Genomic DNA, 21,267 nt, shown 5'->3' with positions numbered 1-21,267 from the left:
CGGCTGGTCCGTCGGCTCCTGCGCCGGACTCTTGTCAGGCACCGAACAGCCTTCGCCGCAGTGCGGCGGCATTGCCGAAGATGCGGATGCCGAGCACCACGATGATCGCGGTGGACAGCTGCGTCCCGACCCCGAGCTGATCGCCCACGTAGACGATCACCGCCGCCACGACCACGTTGAACACGAAGGACACCACGAAGACCTTGGCGTCGAAGATGTTCTCCAGGTAGGCGCGCAACCCGCCGAACACAGCGTCCAAGGCGGCGACGACGGCGATCGGCAGGTAGGGCTGGATCACCTCCGGCACGCTGGGACGGAACACGACACCGATGACGATGCCGATGACCAGGGCGACGATTCCGATCACGGGAGTCCTTTGGCGAAGGTGAGGTCGCGGACGGAGCCGGCGGGCAGGGTGAGGCCGTCGCCGGCCGCCACCGTGACGCGCACGCCGTAGGACGATTCGAGCAGGCGCAGCCGCTGCAGACCCGAGCTGCGGTCGAAGGCGTCGGCCATCGCGTGCGGCGGTCCGACCGCGACGACGGCGTAGGGGCTGCTGATGGGTTGATTGTCGACCAGGATGCCGCCGCCCGCCTGGCGGATCGTCACGTTGGGGCCGATGCGGACTCCGCCCACCGAGATCGCCTCGGCGCCGGCCAGCCACAGCGAGTTGACGACCAGCTGCAGGTCGCGGTCGAGGATCACCTGTCTGCTGCCTTCGACGCGCTGTTTGGACACGTCGGTCAGGTCGCGGGTGACGCCCGGGTCGGTGACGGTCACGGTCAGGCCGGGCCCGATCACCGGGGTGGCGGCCGCGGCGAACGCGGCCTGGTCGAGGTCGCTCAGCAGCTGCCTGCCGGTCGCATCGCCGGCGAGTCGGCTGCGCCGCAGCGCATCGGCTTCGGCGGTCAGACTGTTGCGGCGCGCGGTCAGCTCGTCGGTGGCCGCCTCGGCGGCGCGCACGCTGGTCACCAGGACCTGCTGGGATTCACGCACGCCGGGAGCCGTCGCGCGCGCCTGGGACCAGGCCAGCGCGAACACCGCCGCCACCAGCGCCGCCGCCACCAGCTGCCACAGCCAGTCGGTGCGGCCGCGGGGCGTCTGCGCCGCGGCGGCGTACCCCGCATCGAGGTGCTCGGAGAGCAGGGAGCGCAGCAGCGACGGGACCGGGATCAGCGTCGGCACCCCTGCCCGGTGCGCGTTGCGCCCCGATGCCGGGTCGAAGCCGCCCAGCTGTGTCACGGGGTCAGCACCCCGGTTCCCCCGGAACCCGAGCGCGGTAGGGACCGCGCCACCATGCCGACCTGGATGAGGTAGAGCACGCCGGACCACAGGTACATCGCGGTCCCCCAGATCACGAAACCCCACCCGAACGCCAGCACCGGCGGCTGCCAGGCGGCGTCGCCCTGCCCGAGCAGCACCAGTGGCAGCCCCGACATCAGGGCGAAGGTCGCGGCCTTGCCGATGTAGGTGACGGGCAGCGCGGTCAAGCCGCGGCTGCGCAGCAGCGGCAGCGTCGTCGCCAGCACGAGGTCGCGGCCCAGCAGCGTGATCACCAGCCACCACGGCACGACGCCGGCCAGGGCCAACGCGATCGGGATCACGACCATGTAGATGCGGTCCACTGCGGGGTCGAGCAGCGCGCCCAGCCGCGAGGACTGGTTGTCGAACAGCCGGGCGATCTTGCCGTCGGCCCAGTCGGAGGCGCCGCTGAACATCAGCACCGCCACCGCCCACCCGGTGTGGTGGGAGACCAGCAGCAGCACCAGGAACACCGGGACCAGGACGAGCCGCAGCACCGACAACACGTTCGGGATCGTCAACACCCGGTCGCGCGGTGCCGGGGTGTCCCCCGGTTCGGACCCGCGAGCCATGCGTAGAACCTAGCGGAACACCCCGGGCAGGCTCAGCGCCGACAGGGTGTCGTCGTTGAGCGGGTTGTCGTGAACCATGTAGGTCCACGTCGACGTCGGGCGTGCCAGCTTCGACAGGTCCACGCCGGGCTCGTCCTCGATCGAGGCAGCGGTGTCGAAGGTCTGCTGGGCGGCCTCGATCGCGTCGGCGGCCAGCGAGCCGAAGGCGTCGACGGCGAGGCGGTGGAATTCGTCGAGCGGGTTCTGCCGGCCGAGCGCCCGCAGGTGGATGCTCTCCCGGATGTCGGCGAGGTAGGCCAGGTGATCGGCCCACCCGCGGTCGAGGTGGTAGAGCATGATCAGCCGGCAGATCTTCTCCAGCTTCGCTTCGCCCTCGTCGCCGAGCTCCTCCAGCAGACTCTCGTAGCGCTCGGGAGACAGCGCGGCCAGCTCTTCGCGGGCAGTTGCGGTGCGCAGCAACGCGTCTCGCCGTTCGACCAGGATCGCGCGCTGCTGGGCGATCAGCTGGTTGTAGCGCCACGTGTTGGCGTGCACGTCGAGTAGTCGGCCCTCGGCGACGCGCTGGGCGTGTTCGAGCAGAGTCGCGGCTTTGGTGCTGAGCACCTTGCCGTCGGAGTCGCAGTCCAGCGGCAGCTTGCCCGCGTCGAGGTGCGAGACCACCACGTCGTCCTCCCAGCTGGAGAAGAAGACGGTGGAACCGGGGTCGCCCTGGCGGCCGGCGCGCCCGCGCAGCTGGTTGTCGAGGCGTTCGGTGTGGTGGCGGCCGGTGCCGATGACGTGCAGCCCGCCGAGCTCGGCCACCGCATCATGGTTCTTCTCGTCGGAGCCGCCCAGCCGGATGTCGGTGCCCCGGCCGGCCATCTGGGTCGACACGGTGACCGCACCGAGCTGGCCGGCCTCGGCGATGACGGCCGCCTCCTCCTCGTCGTTCTTGGCGTTCAGCACGACCGCGGGGATGCCGGCCTTGACCAGCCGCCGGTGCAGGTCCTCGGATTCCGCGACGTCGCGGGTGCCGACCAGGATGGGCTGGCCGCTCTCGTGGATCTCGGTGATGTGTTCGAGCACCGCGTCGTTGCGCGCCGCGGCGGTGACGTACACGCGGTCGGGTTCGTCCTCGCGGATGTTGGGGGTGTTCGGCGGGATCGGCGACACACCGAGCTTGTAGAACTGGCGCAGCTGTTCACCGGCGGCCAGCGCGGTGCCGGTCATCCCGCACACCGTCGGGTACCGGTTGATCAGCGCCTGCACGGTGATGGTGTCGAGCACCTCGCCGGTCTCGGTGGTCTCGATGCCCTCTTTGGCCTCGACAGCGGCCTGCAGGCCGTCGGGCCAGCGCTGCAGCGTCGCGATGCGGCCGCGGGAGGCGTTGATCAGGTGCACGGCGTCGTCGCGGACGATGTAGTGCACGTCGCGCTGCAGCAGCACGTGCGCGTGCAGCGCGACGTTGATCTCGGTCAGCGTCGTGGCGACGTGCTCCTCGGAGTACAGGTCGATCCCGCCCAGCTTGGCCTCGATCTTCTGGGCGCCGGACTCGGTGAGGTGGACATTGCGTCCCTCGGCGTCGGTGGCCCAGTCGACGTCGTCGACGAGCTCTCCGACGTAGCGGATCAGGTCCAGGCGCGGCGCCTCGCGGTGGCTGGTCCCGGCCAGCACCAGCGGGACCAGCGCCTCGTCGACGAGGACGGAGTCGGCTTCGTCGATCAGGGCGACGTCGGGGTTGGGCGACACCAGATCGGCGACGTCGGTGACCAGCTGGTCGCGCAGCACGTCGAAGCCGATCTCGTTGACCGAGGCGTAGGTGACGTTGCACTGGTAGGCGGCGCGGCGTTCCTCGGCGGTGGAGTCCGCGGTGATCCAGCCGACGGTCAGGCCCAGCGCCTCGATCAGCGGCGCCATCCACTCGGCGTCGCGGCGGGCCAGGTAATCGTTGATGGTGATGACGTGCACGCTGCGGCCGGCCAGCGCGTAGCCGGCGGCGGCGATCGCGCCGGACAGTGTCTTGCCCTCACCGGTGGCCATCTCCACCACGTCGCCGGCGAGCATCCGCTGTGCACCGAGCAGCTGGACGTCGAAGGCGCGCAAGCCGGTGGTGCGTTCGGAGGCCTCCCGCGCGATCGCGAGGAACTGCGGGATGTCCGCCGACTCCGCGAGGTCCTCGAGCTGCAGCAGGGTGGCCGCCTTGGTCAGCTTCTCGTCGTCGAGTTCGGCGGCCTTGGTGTCGAAGTCCGCGGCGGCCTGAACCTGCTCCATCGAACGGTTCTGATTGCGGTCGGTGCTGGCCCCGAGCATTTTCCAGAAGCGCCCCGACAGGCGCCCGCTCGGCTTCTTGCCCTGCGCCGATGCGGGGGCCGGGGCCGACGTTTTCGAAGAGGTGCGTGCCACACGATCACGGTACGCGGGAGAGGTGGCGCGACGACGGACTGCCACGCGACATTCGGCGCCGGCGGTCTCGGACGTCCCCATCGGGACGGGGGTCCTGGGGTAACTTCGCCGCAGACCGGGCCGTGCCGAAGGGGGGTGCGCCGCGTGAACACCGAGACGTTCGGGCAGACGTTCGCGCCGACACTGGACTGGAGCCGGGAATGGCTCAACTCGGGGATCTGGGTGCTGACGGCGTTCGTGGTGACGGCGCTGTGCCTGGCCGTGGTCCTCGTCGCGCTGGGCCGTTTCACCGAGTGGGGTCGGCAGTTCTGGCGGGTCACGGGCGGGTACTTCACCGGCCGCGCCAGCGTCGGGGTGTGGGCGTGTGTGGCTCTTCTCCTGCTGCTGGTGATCGTGTCGGTCCGCATCAACGTGCTGCTGACCTACTACGTCAACGATCTGTTCACCGCGCTGCAGATCGCGTTCTCCTCGGGGCCGGACCGGTCCAGCGGGATCGCCGGGTTCTGGGCCACGATGGTGATCTTCGCCGTGCTGGCCGGCTGCTACATCGTGCGTCTGCTGCTCGACATGTACGTCACCCAGCGGTTCATCATGCGGTGGCGAATCTGGTTGAGCAGGAACTTCATCGACGGCTGGCTGGGCGATCTGGCGTACTACCGGGCGCAGTTCGGCGCCCGGCCGATCGACAATCCCGATCAGCGCATCCAGCAGGACGTCGACGTGTTCACCACCGGGGTCGGCGGGGACACCAACAATCCGATCTTCACCTCGGGCAACACGTTGCTGTTCGGCGCCGTCGAAGCGGTGCTGTCGGTGTTGTCGTTCGGGGTGATCCTGTGGCAGCTGTCCGAGCCGCTGACCGTGGGCGGGGTGACGCTGCAGCGTGCCCTGTTCTGGATCGTGCTGGTGTACGTGCTGGTGGCGACCGTCGTCGCGTTCGCGATCGGGCGGCCGCTGATCCGGCTCAGCTATCTGAACGAGATGCGCAACGCCGCATTTCGGTACGCACTGGTCCGCGTGCGCGAGGGCGGCGCCGCGATCGGGCTCTACCGGGGCGAGGCCGCGGAGCGCACGGTGCTGAGCCGGCGTCTGGACGCGGTGATGGAGAACTACCGGCACTGGCTGAACCGGATGATGCTGTTCTTCGGCTGGAACGTGTCGATGAGCCAGGCGATCAATCCCCTGCCGTGGCTGGTGCAGGCGCAGGGGCTGTTCGCGCAGCGGATCTCGTTCGGCGGGGTGTGGCAGTCGTCGAACGCCTTCGCCGCGATCCATGACAACCTGTCGTTCTTCCGCAACGCCTATGACCAGTTCGCGAGCTATCGGGCGGCGATCATCCGGCTCGACGGTCTGGCCGACCAGAACGTACGGGCGGGCCGGTTCACGCCGGTGCGCCCGTCGGACTCCACTGACGGCCGCCTCGAGGTGTCGGGGGTCGCGGTGCGCCGGCCCGACGGCAGTCCGCTGCTGCATCCGCTCGACGTCGCGCTCGAACCCGGCGAGTCACTCGTCGTCACCGGCCCGTCGGGCATCGGGAAGTCGCTGTTGATGGCGAGCCTGGCCGGGGTGTGGCCGTACGCCTCGGGCGAGGTGCGGCTGCCCGGGGGGTGCGATGCGGTGATGTTCGTCCCGCAGCTGCCCTACCTGCCGCTGGGCGACCTGCGCACCGCGGTGGCCTATCCGCACCCGCCGGAGACCTACGACGACGCCGCGATGCAGTCGGCGCTGCGCGATGTGGCGTTGCCGCACTTGATGATCCGCCTCGCCGAGGCCCAGGACTGGGCCAAGATGCTCTCGGTGGGCGAACAGCAGCGGATCGTCTTCGCCCGGGCGCTGCTGGCAGAGCCGAGCGCGGTGTTCCTCGACGAGTCCACCTCGGCGCTGGACGAAGGCCTGGAGGAGATGCTGTACCGCCTCCTGCGTGAGCGGCTACCCGAGACGATCGTGGTCAGCGTGAGCCATCGCGCCACGGTGCACCCGCTGCACGACCGTCGGCTCTCGCTCGTCGGCGACGGCGAATGGCGGCTGGAGCGACTCGCGCCTTCGGGTTGACGCCTCCGCCACGCCGCGGGCAGGTTGGCGCGGTACCTTGCCCGCATGAGCGAATTGTTCGCCCCGACGCTGGACTGGGGCAACGAACTGTGGACCTCGCTGTGGTGGCTCGCGAAGGCCTGGGCCATGACGGCGGTCGCGACTCTGGTCGTGTTGACTCTGATCATCCGATTCACCCTGTGGGGGCGGCAGTTCTGGCGAATCTCCGGCGCCTACTTCACCGGGCGCGAGAGCGTCAAGGTCTGGGCATTTCTGGCGACCTTGTTGGCCTCGGTACTGATCAACGTGCGGCTCGACGTGCTGCTCACCTACCAGAGCAACGATCTGCTGACCAGCTTCCAGGTGGTCGTGCAGGGCTTGACGTCGGGCAACGACGAGGTCAGGCAGTCCGGCATCGACGGGTTCTGGTCGACGATCCTCATCTTCAGCATCCTGGCGGCGCTGTCGATCACCCAGCTGCTGTTGGACATGTACCTGTTCCAGCGGTTCTGCTTGCGGTGGCGGGCCTGGCTGACCGACCGGCTGACCGGTGACTGGCTCAGCGGCCGCGCCTATTACCGGGCCCGGTTCATCGACGAGCGAATCGACAACCCGGACCAGCGCATCCAGTCCGACATCGACATCTTCACCGCGACCAACGGCCCGCAGCCCAACATGCCGTACTACGGCTCGAGCAATTCGCTGCTGTTCGGGGCGATCTCGGCGGTCATCTCAGTCATTTCCTTCACCGCGATCTTGTGGAATCTGTCTGGCCCGCTGACGCTGGCCGGGGTCACGTTGCCGCACGCGATCTTCTGGATCGCGATTGGCTACGTGCTGTTCGCCACGGTCATCGCGTTCTGGATCGGCCGCCCGATCATCGGGCTGTCGTTCCTCAACGAGAAGTACAACGCCGCCTTCCGCTATGCACTGGTGCGGTTGCGGGACGCGTCCGAGGCGGTGGCGTTCTATCGCGGTGAGGCTGCCGAACGCACGGGACTGCGGAAGCTGTTCGCGCCCGTCGTCACCAACTACCGGCGGTACGTGAACCGGTCCCTGCGATTCAACGGATGGAACTGGTCGATGGGCCAGCTCATCGTGCCGCTGCCCTACTTGATCCAATTCCCGCGCTTCGCTGCAGGGGAGATCCCGCTGGGCGCGCTGAACCAGTCGGCGTCAGCGTTCGGCGCGATCCAGGGCGGCCTGTCATTCTTCCGCAACGCCTACGACATGTTCGCCGGCTACCGGGCCGCGATCATCCGTCTCGACGGCCTGGTCACCGCCGACGAGCAGGGCCGCGCGCTGCCGCACCTCGACGTCGCCGACTGCACCGGCCAGAACGTCACGCTGGAGAAGGTCGAGGTGCGTACCCCCGACGGTAAGCAGCTGCTCGACCCGGTGGATCTGCGTCTGGAGCCCGGTGAGTGCCTGATGGTCACCGGCAAATCCGGGAGCGGCAAGACCACGCTGTTGCGCAGCCTGGCGCAGTTGTGGCCCTTCACATCGGGCCGGTTGACCTACCCGATCAACGAGAACGAGACGATGTTCCTGTCGCAGATGCCCTATGTCCCGCTGGGTGACCTGCGCGCCGTGGTGTCCTATCCGAACAAGGAGGGCACGATCGGTGACGACGCCGTGGTCGAGGCACTGCGCAAGGTCGCGCTGCCGCATCTGGTCGAGCGGCTCGACGAGGTGCAGGACTGGGCGAAGGTGCTCTCCCCCGGCGAGCAGCAGCGCATCGCGTTCGCCCGCATCCTGTTGACCCGGCCGAAGGCCGTGTTCCTCGACGAGTCGACCTCGGCGCTCGACGAGGGCCTGGAGTTGACGATGTACGAGCTGGTGCGCACCGAGCTCCCCAACACGATCCTGGTCAGCGTGAGCCATCGCAGCAGCCTGCAGCGCCACCACACCCGGGAGCTGAAGCTGTTGGGCGGCGGCGGATGGGAGCTCGGCGTGATCGGCGGGGAACCCGCTCGGGTCGCAGCGCCCTAGACGATGGCTGCCGCCGCGCGTGCGGCGGCGTGCCTGCCCGCGCGGCGGCCGAAGAAGGATCCTTCGCCCAGCTGGGTTCCGCTGGCGTAGCCCCTGCCGTCCTGGGCGATGTTCGACGCGCAGGCCCCGGCGGCGTACAGGCCTTCGATCGCGCTGTCGTCCTCCCTTAGCACCTCGCCGTCGATCGAGACCTTCAATCCGCCCATCGTGAAACCGGAGTACATCGCCCTCCCCAGGGACAGGTCGAACGCGGCCCACGGGCCTGTGTCCTGCGCGGCGACGTAGTCGGGCTGCTTGTGGAAGTCGGGATCCTCACCGCGGGCGGCGCCCGCGTTGTAGCGGTCCAGCGTGGCGGCCAGGTTGCCGGCCGGGATGCCGAGCGCCTCCTCCATCTCGGCGACGGTCTCCCAGCCGTCGATGAACTTGATCAGCGGCATCTCGGGCATCTGCATGTGCGCCTCGTCGACGATCAGGTAGGCCACCTGGTCGGGCTGGTCGAGGACGAACGCCGACGTCCGGGCGTGGTAGGAGTCCTCGGCGACGAACCTCTTGCCGTCGGCGTTGACGATGACGCCGGTGAGCAGGATCTCGGGCGGGTAGGCCGCGGCGGTGATGAACAACTGGTCCATGTGGGTGGCGACGCCGCCGGCTGAGACGCCGAGCGCGATGGCCAGGCCGTCGTCGTTGGGGTTGCCCAGGATGTAGGGGGCGACGGTGCCGTGGTGTTTGGTCTTGCGTTCGGCGCCCAGCGCCGGCGTGTATTCGGCGACGAGCTCGGCGTTCATCGCGAATCCGCCGGCCGCGATGACGACGGACGCGGCCTTGATGTGGCCGGTGTCGCCGAAGTGTTTCCAGCGCACGCCGGCCACCGCGCCGTCGTCGTCGAGCACCAGCGCGGTGGCCCCGGTCTCGTAGCGGAACTGCACGCCCAGTTCCTCCGCGCGGGCGACCAGCAGGTCGATCACCATCCCGGCGCCGCCGAGTTCGCCGGGCACCGGGACCGAGTGTCCGCGTGGCGCCGGGACGGCCTGCTCGCAGAACGGCCAGACCTTCTCGTTGCCGGTGTAGGAGAGCCCCTCGGTGCCGGGCGGTACGACGACCTTGCCGGGGTAATAGCTGCGCTCGAACTGGAAGCCGAGGGCTTCCAGCCAGTCGAAGTGCTCGACGCTGCCGTCGCAGTAGGCGCGGATCTTGTCGTGTTCGGGGTCGCGGGACTGCGAGACCAGGTACTTGTACATCTCCTCGGCAGAATCCGGGTGACCGGTGGCCTGCTGTACCGCGGTGCCGGCGCCGAGGTAGAAGTGGCCGCCGGCCATCGAGGTGGTGCCGCCGGCGGCGGCCGCCTTCTCCAGCACGAGGACCCGCGCGCCGGATGCGGCGGCGCTGACGGCCGCGCAGCCACCGGCGATGCCGAAGCCGATGACGACGACGTCGGTCTCGTCGGACCAGGAGGTGACGTCGGCGGCCTTGACGGTGTCGGGGGTGGGCAAGCTCACTTCTGCTCCTGTTTGATGTGGTCGAAGAATGCGGCGAGTTCAGCTGGGATGTAGGCGATTTCGAGGTAGGGCACGCCGGCGTCGGGCGCTGCGAGGTAGGCGAACCGCATGCCGGCCATCGTGCCGGCCATCGCCACCGGCGTGCCCTCGCTGGCGGCGGCGGCGACGGCGGCGTCGAAGGATTCGAGGTCCGGTGCGGCGCGGCACACATGGTGCAAGCCGGGGCCGCAGCGGTCGAGGAATTCGGTGTAGATGCTCTCTCCGCGCACCGGTGCGATCACCTCGAGCTGGATGTCGCCGGCATAACTCAGCGCGACGTCGGCCACGTGGTCGGCCGGCTGCCCACGGTAGGTGCAGGTGTCCGGGCCGAAGTGCACACCCGGCATGCGCACCCAGGTGCGGGCCCCCATCAGCGCGGTCAATGCCGCCTCGGTCGCATCGAGGTCGCGCGTCACCCAGGCAATCTGGACAGGTGTCTGGTCAAGCATCGAGTCGAGAATATCGTTCGCCGTCCACGCGTGCTAGAACGTGTTCTATTTCTGCCCCGGCTCCCCGGAATAGCCGCCGCGAGTCCGGCGTTGCGCGACGAGGTCGACACGACACATTCTCGAGGAGGCACGATGCGGATCGGAATCATCGGAGCAGGTCTGATCGGTGGGACTCTGACCCGACGCCTGAGCGAGCTCGGCCATGAGGTCAGCATGGCGAACTCGCGCTCGCCGGAGACACTCGCCGACCTGGCGAACGAGACGGGGGCCACGGCGGTGTGGGCCCGCGAGGCCGCGACCGACGCCGATCTGGTGATCGTCAGCATTCCCCAGAAGAACGTTCCGGATCTCGCCGACGGCATCGTCGACGCGCGCAAGCCGGGCGCTCCGGTGATCGAGACCAACAACTACTACCCGCAGCAGCGCGACGGTGAGATCGCGGCGATCGAAGACGGCCAGGTCGAAAGTGCTTGGGTGGCAGAGCAGATCGGCGCCCCCGTGTTCAAGGTGTTCAACGGCATCTGGTGGAAGCATCTGCTCGAGAGCGGAAAGCCTCGCGGCGCGGCCGATCGGATCGCGCTGCCGGTGGCCGGTGACGACGGCTCCGGTCGCGATCTCGTGCACGACATCGTCGACCAGTTGGGCTTCGACCCGGTCCATGCCGGGCCGATCGCCGAGTCGTGGCGCCAGCAACCGGGATCTCCGGTGTACGGCAAGGATTTCGACGTCGAGAAGACCGTGCAGGCGTTGGCCGAGGCCTCGCCCGAACGAACCGCGGAGTGGACCGCCCGCTAACGGGATCCCCGGCCGCCGCGATAGTCCTGACATGCGCATCCCGGCCGTCTCCGACGTCTCCACTGCCGTCGTCCTGACCGTCGCCGGCCTCCGGGCCGGCGCGGCGCCCGCACAGGCTGCACCGCCCGAGGTCGACCTGACTGCCTATCCGGCGGTCGACCCAGCGCCGTATCAGGTGTTCGGCGCACATCCGAGCACATCGGGGTGGATCTTCGAGACGCCGGGGGGCGTGCGCTGCCAGGACAGCCTGATCCCCGATCTGGGAATCGTCTGCTCGGGCCCGCTGGCCGGCACGGACGCGACGATGGTCTCGGTGTCGCTGACCCACGAGGCGATGTTCACCGAATCCGACATGCCCGAGTCGGCGCCTGAGTCCGCCCCTCCTGTGCTGCCGGTCGGTTCGCGATTCGACGCGGGCAACGGCGTGGTGTGCGCGGTCCCCACCGCCGACACGTTGGCCTGCCACGCGGCCAAGCCGGCGTCCTGGCCGGCCGACACCGTCGATCCGCCGGACCGCCACTACGGCGAGCACGGCTTCGTCACGTCGCCGGACGGCAGCCGCGGTTACTGAGCCAGCATCTCGGTGAGCAGCCGCACCTGGGTGTCGAAGACCAACCCGGGATCGGTCAGCGTGTCGGAGCCGTACTGACCGAACACCTCCAGGCTCACGGCGCCGACCAGCGCAGCCCAGAGCGCGAAGCACCGGGCAAGGGTGCCGTCGTCGACGGTGATCCCGAACTCGGCTTTCAGCCTCTCGAAATCTGATGAGAGTTGCTGCGGCACAGGAGTATCGGATTCGCGGAGCGCGCCGGCGGTGACGGCGGTGTCGACGATGCCGAACAGCGTGCCGATCACCCGCGTCCCGGGCCCGACGGTGCGTTCCGCGGGGGCGTGATAGCCAGGCACCGGGCTGCCGTAGAGCAGCGCCCAGCGCGCAGGTTGATCGCGCGCCCAGGTTCGCGCCGCGTGGGCGACAGCGGACAGCTGGCGCTGCCAATCGGGCTCGGCGGCACGGTGCGCGTCGTCGACGGCGTCGGCGAGCTCGGTGTAGGCGTCGATCAGCAGCAGCGTGAGCAGCTCGTCACGGCTGGCGACATAGCGGTACACCGCCGAGGAGACCATGCCCAGATCGCGGGCGACCGCACGGAGCGACAGCCCCGCGGCGCCCTCGGTCACCAGGTGGCGCCGGCCGATCTCGACGATCTGCCGCTCGATGCGCGCCCTGCCGTCCTGCCGTGTGCCCACGGCGACCAGTCTGACATATCCGAGAGCACTGCTCTTGCATTCTCGGTGAGGTCGTGCCACAGTTGCGAGAGCAGTGCTCTCGTTTCAGACATTGAGGAGATCAGACCATGACCGACCACTCCATTGCCCGCTACGACGTTCCGGGGCCCGCCGCACGGCTGTTCAACACCGCTATGCGGTGGCTCGCCGAGCGCGGGGTCAGCATCCAGGGCAGCACCGCTCTGCGGGTGCGGGGACGCACGAGCGGTGTGGCGCGCCAGGTCGTGATCAACCTGCTGACCGTCGACGGCAGGGACTACCTGATCTCCCCGCGCGGCAACACCCAGTGGGCGCGCAATGTCCGCGCCGCGGGCACTGTCGAGACCGGACCCCGTCGGCACTCCCGGCAACGCACCGCGGTCGAGCTTGCCGATGACGCGAAGCCCGCTGTGCTCCGACCGTACGTCGACCGGTGGTACTGGCAGGTCAAGGGGCACATCGGGGGCTTGACGCCGACGTCGACCGAAGAGCAGCTGCGCGCCGTGGCGCCGTCGATCCCGGTGTTCGTGCTCTCGGATTAGGGCTGGGCGGAGACCGGCGTGATCTCGGCGGAGGCGGCCGAGATGGTGTCCGCGCGGGCCTCGGAGCTCGCGGTCTGCCAGGAGACGGCGGCCGGGTAGGTGCCCCACGTGCTGTTGAACACTCCGATCAGCACGGTGCGGCCGTCGGCAGTGGTGGTGTAGACGGGTCCGCCGGAGTCGCCCTTGCGGCTGACCACGCCGCCCGCCATCGTGAACCAGCCGTTGTTGACCGCCTCGACGGTGCCGCAGCTCTCCCCCGTCACGACGCCGAAGTGGCACACCGGCATTCCGGCGACGGGCAGCACCGCGGGATCGGTGACCAGCGCCTTGCCGCTGGGCAGCACGTTGTTGACGGTGGCCGTCGGGAGTAGGTGGATCACCTCCCAGTCGGCGATCTGATGGTTGGTGTCGACGGTCATGCCGTCCGGGGTGTTGTCCCGGTAGGAGCCCTGGGTGCCGATCACCGTGCCCGTCTTGTCGGTGACGGTGCCCGAGGCGCGGCAGTGCCCTGCGGTGAACGCGGTACGGGTGGCGGGGTCGACGTACCCGAGTGTGCACAGCACCGAGTCCTGGTGGATCTCCATGCCGGGGTAGACGAGTGGGTCGGGCTGCGCGCCGGCGGGCACCGCGGGAATCAGCAGCGCCAGCAGGGCCATTACAGCGGCCGATGTGCCAAAAGACATACGGTGGCGCGACGACAGGCGGTTGTGCAGTCGTTTGAGCACGGCCCCTCCACTCTCCCCGGGTGAGTTCTCGGCGACCGCCGTGCTCACAGTGGGGAGGTGATTACCCCCGTGCGCCGACGGTGTAACTGGCTCATCGCAGGTCGATAACGGCGCGTTACACGCGGACGGGCCGGTACCGGAGGGGTCAGGAGGGGTCAGGCGTCAGGAATCGAAGCCGAGGCCCACCGCGTCGAGCGTGCGAAGCAATAGGTTGCGCCGCCCGCCGTTGTGGTCGGCGCGGTCCAGTGACCAGCGGGTGGCCTGGATGCCGGCACTGGCGAGCGGTTCCGGCGGGAACGGCAGCGGCTTCCTGCGCACCATCTCGAGCCGGGTACGGGGCGTGGAGAGACCGTCGAGCAGGTCAAGGCACACGTCGGCGGCGAAGCGGGCCGCCCCGACGCCGAGCCCGGTGAACCCGTTGACGTAGGCGACGCGGCCGTCGCGCGCGGTCCCCCAGTGCGCGCAGAAGCGCGTGTTCGTGTCGATCGCGCCCGCCCATCGGTGGGTGAAGCGGACATCGTCGAGAGCGGGGAACGTGACGAAGAAGTGCGCTGCGAGCCGGCGGTAACTCTCGGCGCGATCCTCGTAGCTCGACTTGACCTTGCGGCCGAAGTGGTACACCGCGTCGTAACCACCCCACACGATCCGGTTGTCCATCGTCAGGCGGTAGTAGTGGAACTGGTTGGCCGAGTCGCCGATCCCCTGCCGGTGCCGCCACCCGATGCGGTCGAGCTGGGCGTCGGTGAGCGGCTCGGTGGCCAGCACGTAGTCGTAGACCGGCACGGTGTGGAGCCGGTTGCGGCGCAGCAGACTCGGAAAGACGTTGGTGGCCAACATGATCTGTCGGCACGTCAGAGCCGGGCCGTCGGTGTCGACGCGCAGCGCCGCCCCGCCGGAATGGATGCGGCGTGCCGTCGTGTGCTCGAAGATCTCCACACCGGCCTCCCGGCAGGCGCGCGCGAGTTCGAGTGCCAGCTTCGCCGGATTGACGATCGCGCAGTCCTCGCTGCTGTAGAGGCCGGCCAGATAGGTCGGGGAGGCTACCTCGGCGCGCACCGCCTCGGTGTCGAGGAACTTCCCGTGGTTGTCGGCGGCCGCCTCGGTGAGCCACTCCACCTGGTGGGGTTCGGTGGCCACCGTCATCATCCCGGTGCGCTGCCACTCGGTGTCGAGGCCCAGTTCGGCGATCTCGGCCTGCATGCCGTCGAGGTTCTCGATGCCGAGCGCCTCGAGCGTGTCGATCTCGTCGGGCCAGCGCGACTTCCCGTTGTCGTAGCCGTGGGTCAGGCTCGCCTCGACGAAACCGCCGTTACGGCCCGAGGCGGCCCACCCGATGCGGTCGGCTTCGATGAGGACGATCCGGCGGTCGGGGTGGCGGCGCGCGGCATGCAGTGCACTCCACAGTCCGGTGTAGCCGCCGCCGACCACCAGCAGGTCGGCGGTCAGCGGGCCCGACAGGACCGGGTGGTCCGGGCGGTCGACGGAGCCGGGGTCCAACCAGACCGAGCCCAGCGTGCTGCCGGCCAGGGACCGGTCCACCAGGGCGGAGTCGACGGGGGCATCGAAGACGGTGTGCACACCGCGAAGACTACGGGTTGACATGAGCGCCGGTGACGGGCTCGGCCTTCCCGATCGGTCGCCCGGCCGGCTGCCAGCCGGGCGGGCCCACGATGTAGCCGAGCTTGTCGCGCAGCCGCCGCGCCGAGCGGACGTCGCGACCGATCGCGGCGTATTCGCGGGTCTGCAGCCGCCAGATGTTGAAGGTGTTCACCGGCTTGGTGAGTCCGTAGCGCGGCCGGAACACCTCGGGTTGGAAGGTGCCGAACAGCCGGTCCCAGATGATCAGGATGCCGCCGTAGTTGCGGTCCAGATAGAGCTGGTCCATGCCGTGGTGAACACGGTGATGCGATGGGGTGTTGAACAGGAACTCGATGGGCCGCGCCAGGGTGCCGATCCGCTCGGTGTGGATCCAGAACTGGTAGACGAGGCTGACCGAGAAGCTGAAGAAGACCATCCACGGCGGAATTCCCAACAGCGGCAACGGTAGCCACATCACGATCTCGCCGCTGTTGTTCCACTTCTGCCGCAGCGCCGTCGCGAAGTTGAAGTACTCGCTGGAGTGGTGCGCCTGGTGGGTGGCCCAGATCAGCCGAACGCGGTGCGCCGTGCGGTGATAGGCGTAGAACAGCAGGTCGACCCCGAGGATCGCGATCACCCAGGTGTACCACTGCGTCGGCGAGAGGTGCCACGGCGCCAGATAGGTGTAGATCGCGGCGTACCCCAGAAGCGCCAGGAATTTCCAGGCGCCCATGGTCGCGACCGACACCAGTCCCATCGAGATGCTCGCCCAGGCGTCGCGGGTCAGGTACGCGCCGGCACCGGGACGGTCCTCTCGGTCCTGTTCTGCCACAACGTGTTCGAGCTTCCGAGCGGCGACCCATTCGATGACGAGCAGCAGCAGGAAGAACGGGATCGCGAACAGCACCGGATCCCGCATCGCGGGTGGCAGCACGGTGAGGAACTCCGCTGACGCCATTGCCGTCTCCTATCGGAAGCTCAGCACATCGTCGCCCCACGCTTGGCGTACCGGCGCATCGAGATCGTCGACCACGCTGTCGTACCGATCGATGACCAGGGTGGCGCGGGCGTCGTCGTAGGGGCGCCAGTGCGGCGCGGCCGCCGGGGTGCCCGGCGCGCCGTCACGGGCGAAGCTGGTCCAGCGGGCACGCATGCGCCGGGACACCTCGGCGCCGGCGGTGCGGCCCCCGAGCGCGAACATCGGATCCTTGCGCCCCGAACCGAGATTTCCCCACACGAACGGCAATTCGGTGGCGTGCGCGGCGGCCATCCGCACCGCGCGCAGCATCGGGGTGGCGAAGTCGAAGCGGTACAGGTACACGGGCGCGGTGGCGCGGTGCCCGTCGGCGAACCAGATCGACGGCATCCGGAAACCGAGGTCGCTGGCGAGGCCCAGCCCCTTGCCCGCCCGTCGCCCCTGATACATGCCCTCGAGCTGCGCCCGCTCGGGCAGTGTCAGTTCTGGTTGTTCGGCGGCGATCTGGGCGAACATCGCCTGGATCGCTTCGGCCTTGATCGGCAGCAACGGCAACTTCATGTAGCGGAACAGCGCCGCTTCGTTCCGGTTGGTACCGATGATCAGTGGCACCGGATGTGTCTGACCGTTCTGGGCCAGCCGGATCGGGTAGTCCGGCACGAGGTCGCGGTCGACGATCGGCGCGAAGGCGAGCCTGCCCGGGGTGCGCACGGGCACCTCGTTGAACACGGTGCGCGACGCCTCCACGATCGCCCCGATGGGCAGCTGGGCGAGCCGGGACAGCTCGTCGCGGCCGACCCCGACGACGTCGAGGAACCGGGCCGCGATGCGGCCGGCCTGTTCGATGTCGTAGGAGGACGTGACGGGAGAGCTCTGTGCGATCGCGGCGTGGAACAGCCCCTTGGCCGCGGGAGTGCCCAGCAGCGTGGTCACCACACCGCCGCCGGCGGACTCGCCGAACAGCGTCACCCGGCCGGGATCTCCGCCGAACGCGGCGATGTTGTCGCGCACCCAGGTGAGTGCGGCGAGTACATCGCGCAATCCGACGTTGGTGGCGAAGCGTTCGGATTCGGCGCCGAGTGCGGCGAGTTCGAGGAAGCCCAGCGCACCGAGACGGTAGTTGATGGTGACCACGATGACGTCGCCGTCGGCAGCGAGCCGCCGGCCGCGATAGAGCGGCTGGCTGGCCGCACCGAGGAGGTAGGCACCGCCGTGCACCCACACCATCACCGGCTTACCCGCGCCGGGTTCGGTGCCGGACGGCGCCCAGACGTTGAGCGTGAGGAAGTCCTCGCCCTGGGGAGCGCCGAGAGGGAGGGGAATGCGCGGGTCGGTCGGCTGCGGGCAGGCCGGCCCGACGCGGGAGGCGTCGCGCGGCTCGGTCCAGGCACTGGGTGGCACCGGCGCGCGCCACCGCAGGTCGCCGACGGGCGGGGCGGCGTACGGAACGGCCCGCCACGACGCGATCGTGCCGTCGTCGACGCCGCGGACCGGCCCGTAGGCGGTGTCCACCACCGGATGACCGCCGGTGTTGCTGCGGGTCTCGTCGAAGCGGGGTTCCGCGGTCATCTCAGTACTTCTCCTTCGATCGAAGGGCCGGCATGCCCGGTACGTCCCCGGTACGCCACTGTACCAGCGCAGGTCCGGCTCACCGCCGGGCTTTTCCGGCCAGCACCCTGCCCAGGGCGAGCAGGCTGACCCCGGCCACCACGACGATGAGCAGCCCGACCCGCAGCCCGGCGGCGTCGGCGACGACACCGACGAGCAGGGGGGCGCCGAGGAAGCCGACCCGCATCAGCCAGGTCAGGATCGTCAGACCGGTACCGGCGCGCAGCCCGGGGAGTTCGTCGGCGGCGCGCATCGCCGCCGGCACCGCCGTGGCCACACCCAACCCGGCCGCGGCGAACCCGGCGATGGTGCCCGGCACCGACGGGAACGCCAGCGCGGCAGCCATCCCGGCCGCGTTGATCACCCCGCCTGTCCGCACCACGGCACGTTCGCCGAACCGGTCGACGAGGCGGTCGCCGACCAAGCGTCCGATGCACATGGATCCGACCAGGGCGATGTAACCGAACGCGGCCACCGAACCCGAGGCACCCAGGCTGTCCCGGAGGTACAGCGTCGACCACGAGCTTCCGGCGTCTTCGACGGTGGCGCCCGCGATCGCGATGCCGATCAGTGCCAGCAGCACGAGGTAGACCCCGGTGCCAGCCGAGATGCCGCTGCCGTCCCGGGTGGGGTGGTCATCGTGGTCGGGACCATGCAGCAGGAACGGGTACGCGGCGGCGGCCACCACGCCGAACAGCACCGCCGACAGGCCGAGGTGCAGCGTTCGCGGCAGGTGCACCGCGATGGCGCCGGCGGCCATCAACCCGCCGAGCATCGCACCCACCGCCCAGACGGCGTGCAGCGAGTTGATGATCGAGCGACCGTATTGCCGTTGCAGGCGTAGGGCGTTCACGTTCTGCGCCACGTCGGTGATCGCGTCGGCGGCACCGGCGACGAAGAGGGCGGCTGCGAGTGTGACGGCGCTCGGCGCAGCGGCGGCCGCGACGATGAACACTGCGAGGATCAACGTCGTCGCCAGGTTCACGCGGGCGGACTGGAAGCGCCGGATCAGCGCCGCGGCGGCGGGACCGGCGATCAGGGCACCCGCCGAGAACGACGCCACCGCGCCGCCCAGCATCGCGTTCGAGAGCCCCAGATCGGTCTTGACCTCCGGTAGCCGGGGCAGCAGGTTGGCGAAGATCGCGCCGTTGGTGAGGAAGACGGCGCCGATCGCGATCCGGGCCCGCCGGTCGCGCGCCTGGCCGCCGTCGAGCGGATGGGGCGCCATGATGCGTGCGACCCTACCGTCGCGCCGGACGGTCGCTGCGACGGCGCGGCCACGGGACGGCAAGATGACGCCCATGCCCACGGACCGCTCGTCGCTCATCGACCTGGCCGCCCGCTACGGCGTGTCCACCGACTATCAGGACTGGTCTGGTCGCCACGTCACCGTGCCCGACACGACGCTGGTGGCCGTCCTGGGCGCGCTGGGCGTCGAGGCCGGGACCGACGCCGAGCGGACCGACGCGCTCACCGCGCACGAGGCCGCCTACTGGGCGCGGTCGTTGCCCGCATCGATCGTCGCGCGGGAAGGCGCCGCGACGCCGTTCTGGGTGCATGTCACCCACGGCGATCCCGTCGATGTCTGGCTGCAGCTGGAGGACGGCACCCGCCGAGATCATCTGCGGCAGCTCGAGAACAACCGGCCGCCCTACGATCTCGACGGCCGCCTGGTCGGCGAAGCGAGCTTCGAACTGCCCGGCGACCTCCCCCTGGGGTATCACCGGGTGCATCTGCGCGTCGGCGCCTTCGACACGGGCGCCACCGTGATCGTGACGCCGTCGCACATCGCCACCCCGGTGCGGATGGGCGCCCGCCGGCTGTGGGGTCTGTCAACCCAGCTCTACAGCGTGCGGTCCGAGGATTCCTGGGGCGTCGGCGATCTGACGGATCTGACCGATCTGGCCGTGTGGTCGGCAGGCGAGCACGACGCCGGCTTCATCCTGGTCAATCCGCTGCACGCGGCGGCACCGATCCCGCCGATGGAGCCGTCGCCGTATCTGCCGACGTCGCGCCGGTTCGTCAATCCGCTGTACCTGCGGGTGGAAGCGGTGCCGGAGTACGCCTATCTGCGCCATCGCGGCCGGGTGCGCAAAGCGCACTCGCGGTTGCAGGCCCGCGCGGCCCGCTCGCAGCGCATCGACCGCGACCGCGCGTGGGAGGCCAAACGCGCTGCGCTGCAGAGCATTTACCTCGTGCCGCTGCGGCGTGGCCGGGAACTCGCGTATCAGGGGTACTGCCACCGCGAGGGCACCCCACTCGACGATTTCGCGACCTGGTGCGCGCTGTCGGAAGAGTACGGCTCGGACTGGCGTGAGTGGCCCGCGGAGCTGCGGCACCCGCGCAGCGAGGCGGTCGCCGCCTATGCCGCCGAGCACTCCGCCGCAGTCGATTTCCACCGGTGGTTGCAATGGCTGCTCGACGAGCAGCTGGCCGCGGCTCAGGCCGGCGCGGTGGGCGCGGGTATGGAGGTGGGTGTGATGGCCGACCTCGCGGTCGGGGTGGATCCCGCCGGTGCCGACGCGTGGGCGCTGCAGGATGTCCTGGCGCTCGGCGTCACCGCGGGCGCACCGCCCGACGAGTTCAACCAGCTGGGGCAGGACTGGTCACAGCCCCCGTGGCGTCCTGACCGGCTCGCCGAGGCCGCCTACGAACCGTTCCGCGCTCTGGTCGCCGCGGCGCTGCGCCATGCCGGCGGGGTGCGCGTCGACCACATCATCGGCCTGTTCCGGCTGTGGTGGATTCCGCGGGGCGTCGCGCCGACCGAGGGCACCTATGTGCGTTACGACCACGAGGCGATGATCGGCATCGTCGCGCTCGAGGCCCACCGGGCCGGTGCTGTGGTCGTCGGGGAGGATCTCGGGACCGTCGAGCCGTGGGTGCGCGACTATCTGCGGGACCGCGGCCTGTTCGGCACCTCGATCCTGTGGTTCGAATCCGGCCCCGACGGTGCGCCGCTGCCGGCCGAGCAGTGGCGGCAGGCCTGCCTGTCGGCGGTCACCACCCATGACCTGCCGCCGACCGCCGGCTACCTGGTCGGTGAGCACGTCCGGCTGCGCGACGAGCTGGGCCTGCTCACCCGCCCGGCCGAGCAGGAGTGGGCGGCCGACCGCGCGCATCGCGACGCCTGGCTCGCCGAATTGCGGCGGGTCGGCCTGCTCGGTGAGCAGCCGGACACGGACCCCGATGTCGATGAGGTCGTCATCGCGTTGCACCGCTATCTGGGCCGTAGTCCGTCGCAACTGCTGGCCATGTCGTTGGCCGACGCCGTCGGCGAGACGCGCACCCAGAATCAGCCCGGGACCACCGACGAGTACCCGAACTGGCGGGTGCCGTTGGCCGGGCCCGACGGCCGCGGGGTGCTCCTCGACGCCCTGTTCGACGATGCGCGCGCCGCGGCGCTCTGCGATGTCATGCGCGCAGCGGCCGAGCTGCCGTGACGTTGTCATGACACGGCCGGAGGTGGCCGGCTGTAACGCCTGCGGCGTCTGCAGCGGTTTCACATTCGTCACCGCTG

The 21,267-nt window shown here is 69.7% G+C and carries 18 protein-coding genes; 6 read left to right on the top strand and 12 right to left on the bottom strand.

The genetic code is table 11. From position 1 onward, the window contains the following. Positions 1-34: 34 nt before the first annotated feature. Genes DMB80_RS04850 through secA2 form a run of 4 tightly spaced genes read right to left on the bottom strand, consistent with a single transcriptional unit; the run spans position 35 to position 4,184 of the window. The gene (locus DMB80_RS04850; protein WP_046365297.1) at positions 35-367 is read right to left on the bottom strand and encodes a small basic family protein; all 333 of its coding nucleotides are present in this window, start codon (positions 365-367) and stop codon (positions 35-37) included. Then, complete coding sequence (locus tag DMB80_RS04845) at positions 364-1,242, bottom strand: DUF881 domain-containing protein (RefSeq protein ID WP_111508792.1); 879 nt, start codon at positions 1,240-1,242, stop codon at positions 364-366. Before DMB80_RS04845 ends, DMB80_RS04850 begins: the two co-directional genes overlap by 4 nt. Beyond that, the gene (locus DMB80_RS04840; protein ID WP_111508791.1) at positions 1,239-1,874 is read right to left on the bottom strand and encodes a CDP-alcohol phosphatidyltransferase family protein; all 636 of its coding nucleotides are present in this window, start codon (positions 1,872-1,874) and stop codon (positions 1,239-1,241) included. The genes DMB80_RS04845 and DMB80_RS04840 overlap by 4 nt, the downstream gene beginning before the upstream one ends. 9 nt (positions 1,875-1,883) lie before the next feature. Beyond that, positions 1,884-4,184, bottom strand: a complete 2,301-nt coding sequence (gene secA2, locus DMB80_RS04835) for an accessory Sec system translocase SecA2 (protein ID WP_420812131.1) — start codon at positions 4,182-4,184, stop codon at positions 1,884-1,886. A gap of 216 nt (positions 4,185-4,400) precedes the next feature. Between secA2 and DMB80_RS04830 the strand changes: the two genes are divergently transcribed. Further along, positions 4,401-6,308 (top strand): ABC transporter ATP-binding protein/permease, encoded by a 1,908-nt coding sequence (locus DMB80_RS04830; RefSeq protein ID WP_111508879.1) that lies wholly within the window; start codon positions 4,401-4,403, stop codon positions 6,306-6,308. Between the two features lie 45 nt (positions 6,309-6,353). After that, positions 6,354-8,279 (top strand): ABC transporter ATP-binding protein/permease, encoded by a 1,926-nt coding sequence (locus tag DMB80_RS04825; RefSeq protein ID WP_111508789.1) that lies wholly within the window; start codon positions 6,354-6,356, stop codon positions 8,277-8,279. Here the strand turns inward: DMB80_RS04825 and DMB80_RS04820 are convergent. Then, the gene (locus tag DMB80_RS04820) at positions 8,276-9,775 is read right to left on the bottom strand and encodes an FAD-binding protein (protein ID WP_111508788.1); all 1,500 of its coding nucleotides are present in this window, start codon (positions 9,773-9,775) and stop codon (positions 8,276-8,278) included. The genes DMB80_RS04825 and DMB80_RS04820 overlap by 4 nt on opposite strands. Further along, entirely contained in the window at positions 9,772-10,263 is a 492-nt protein-coding gene (locus DMB80_RS04815; RefSeq protein WP_111508787.1) for a VOC family protein, read from the bottom strand. Before DMB80_RS04815 ends, DMB80_RS04820 begins: the two co-directional genes overlap by 4 nt. A gap of 132 nt (positions 10,264-10,395) precedes the next feature. On the opposite strand from DMB80_RS04815, the gene DMB80_RS04810 reads away from it, so the two are divergent. Together DMB80_RS04810 and DMB80_RS28005 are read left to right on the top strand one after the other, a co-directional pair. Continuing rightward, positions 10,396-11,058, top strand: a complete 663-nt coding sequence (locus DMB80_RS04810) for an NADPH-dependent F420 reductase (protein WP_111508786.1) — start codon at positions 10,396-10,398, stop codon at positions 11,056-11,058. A gap of 136 nt (positions 11,059-11,194) precedes the next feature. Next, positions 11,195-11,629, top strand: coding sequence for a hypothetical protein (locus DMB80_RS28005; RefSeq protein WP_205538549.1), 435 nt, complete (start codon positions 11,195-11,197; stop codon positions 11,627-11,629). Here DMB80_RS28005 and DMB80_RS04800 read toward each other — a convergent pair. Continuing rightward, positions 11,623-12,303: a TetR/AcrR family transcriptional regulator gene (locus DMB80_RS04800; protein ID WP_111508785.1), complete on the bottom strand. Its 681-nt coding sequence runs from the start codon at positions 12,301-12,303 to the stop codon at positions 11,623-11,625. The genes DMB80_RS28005 and DMB80_RS04800 overlap by 7 nt on opposite strands. A gap of 107 nt (positions 12,304-12,410) precedes the next feature. On the opposite strand from DMB80_RS04800, the gene DMB80_RS04795 reads away from it, so the two are divergent. Beyond that, positions 12,411-12,863 (top strand): nitroreductase/quinone reductase family protein, encoded by a 453-nt coding sequence (locus DMB80_RS04795; RefSeq protein ID WP_111508784.1) that lies wholly within the window; start codon positions 12,411-12,413, stop codon positions 12,861-12,863. On the opposite strand, the gene DMB80_RS04790 is transcribed toward DMB80_RS04795, so the two are convergent. From DMB80_RS04790 to DMB80_RS04770, 5 genes are all read right to left on the bottom strand, one after another. Then, positions 12,860-13,519: an Rv1815 family serine proteinase gene (locus tag DMB80_RS04790; RefSeq protein ID WP_205538543.1), complete on the bottom strand. Its 660-nt coding sequence runs from the start codon at positions 13,517-13,519 to the stop codon at positions 12,860-12,862. The genes DMB80_RS04795 and DMB80_RS04790 overlap by 4 nt on opposite strands. A 231-nt stretch (positions 13,520-13,750) precedes the next feature. Beyond that, positions 13,751-15,166: an NAD(P)/FAD-dependent oxidoreductase gene (locus DMB80_RS04785; RefSeq protein ID WP_111508783.1), complete on the bottom strand. Its 1,416-nt coding sequence runs from the start codon at positions 15,164-15,166 to the stop codon at positions 13,751-13,753. Between the two features lie 10 nt (positions 15,167-15,176). Next, positions 15,177-16,124 (bottom strand): sterol desaturase family protein, encoded by a 948-nt coding sequence (locus DMB80_RS04780; protein WP_111508782.1) that lies wholly within the window; start codon positions 16,122-16,124, stop codon positions 15,177-15,179. 9 nt (positions 16,125-16,133) lie between these two features. Beyond that, a complete protein-coding gene (locus DMB80_RS04775) occupies positions 16,134-17,711 on the bottom strand; it encodes a carboxylesterase/lipase family protein (RefSeq protein ID WP_111508781.1) in 1,578 nt (525 codons plus the stop codon). 79 nt (positions 17,712-17,790) lie between these two features. Next, positions 17,791-18,978 carry an MFS transporter gene (locus DMB80_RS04770; protein ID WP_111508780.1) on the bottom strand — a complete coding sequence of 396 codons (1,188 nt, stop codon included), beginning with the start codon at positions 18,976-18,978 and terminating at the stop codon, positions 17,791-17,793. A gap of 73 nt (positions 18,979-19,051) precedes the next feature. Here DMB80_RS04770 and malQ point away from each other — a divergent pair, with 73 nt between their 5' ends. Then, entirely contained in the window at positions 19,052-21,190 is a 2,139-nt protein-coding gene (malQ, locus tag DMB80_RS04765) for a 4-alpha-glucanotransferase (RefSeq protein WP_420812130.1), read from the top strand. The last annotated feature ends 77 nt before the right edge of the window (positions 21,191-21,267 follow it).

Origin of the sequence: Mycobacterium kyogaense (assembly GCF_003254575.1) — a bacterium.
GTDB classification, from domain to species: domain Bacteria; phylum Actinomycetota; class Actinomycetes; order Mycobacteriales; family Mycobacteriaceae; genus Mycobacterium; species Mycobacterium kyogaense.
Note: the sequence above shows the minus strand (reverse complement) of the source record. Positions and strands in the feature narration are given on the sequence as shown.

Bases quoted from the DNA above. Each gene is read 5' to 3' on its own strand.
- DMB80_RS04775 (WP_111508781.1), bottom strand. From the start codon at position 17,711: ATGACCGCGGAACCCCGCTTCGACGAGACCCGCAGCAACACCGGCGGT.
- DMB80_RS04810 (WP_111508786.1), top strand. From the start codon at position 10,396: ATGCGGATCGGAATCATCGGAGCAGGTCTGATCGGTGGGACTCTGACC.
- DMB80_RS04825 (WP_111508789.1), top strand. From the start codon at position 6,354: ATGAGCGAATTGTTCGCCCCGACGCTGGACTGGGGCAACGAACTGTGG.
- DMB80_RS04770 (WP_111508780.1), bottom strand. From the start codon at position 18,978: ATGGCGCCCCATCCGCTCGACGGCGGCCAGGCGCGCGACCGGCGGGCC.
- DMB80_RS04840 (WP_111508791.1), bottom strand. From the start codon at position 1,874: ATGGCTCGCGGGTCCGAACCGGGGGACACCCCGGCACCGCGCGACCGG.
- DMB80_RS04790 (WP_205538543.1), bottom strand. From the start codon at position 13,519: ATGGCCCTGCTGGCGCTGCTGATTCCCGCGGTGCCCGCCGGCGCGCAG.
- DMB80_RS04815 (WP_111508787.1), bottom strand. From the start codon at position 10,263: ATGCTTGACCAGACACCTGTCCAGATTGCCTGGGTGACGCGCGACCTC.
- malQ (WP_420812130.1), top strand. From the start codon at position 19,052: ATGCCCACGGACCGCTCGTCGCTCATCGACCTGGCCGCCCGCTACGGC.
- DMB80_RS04780 (WP_111508782.1), bottom strand. From the start codon at position 16,124: ATGGCGTCAGCGGAGTTCCTCACCGTGCTGCCACCCGCGATGCGGGAT.
- DMB80_RS04795 (WP_111508784.1), top strand. From the start codon at position 12,411: ATGACCGACCACTCCATTGCCCGCTACGACGTTCCGGGGCCCGCCGCA.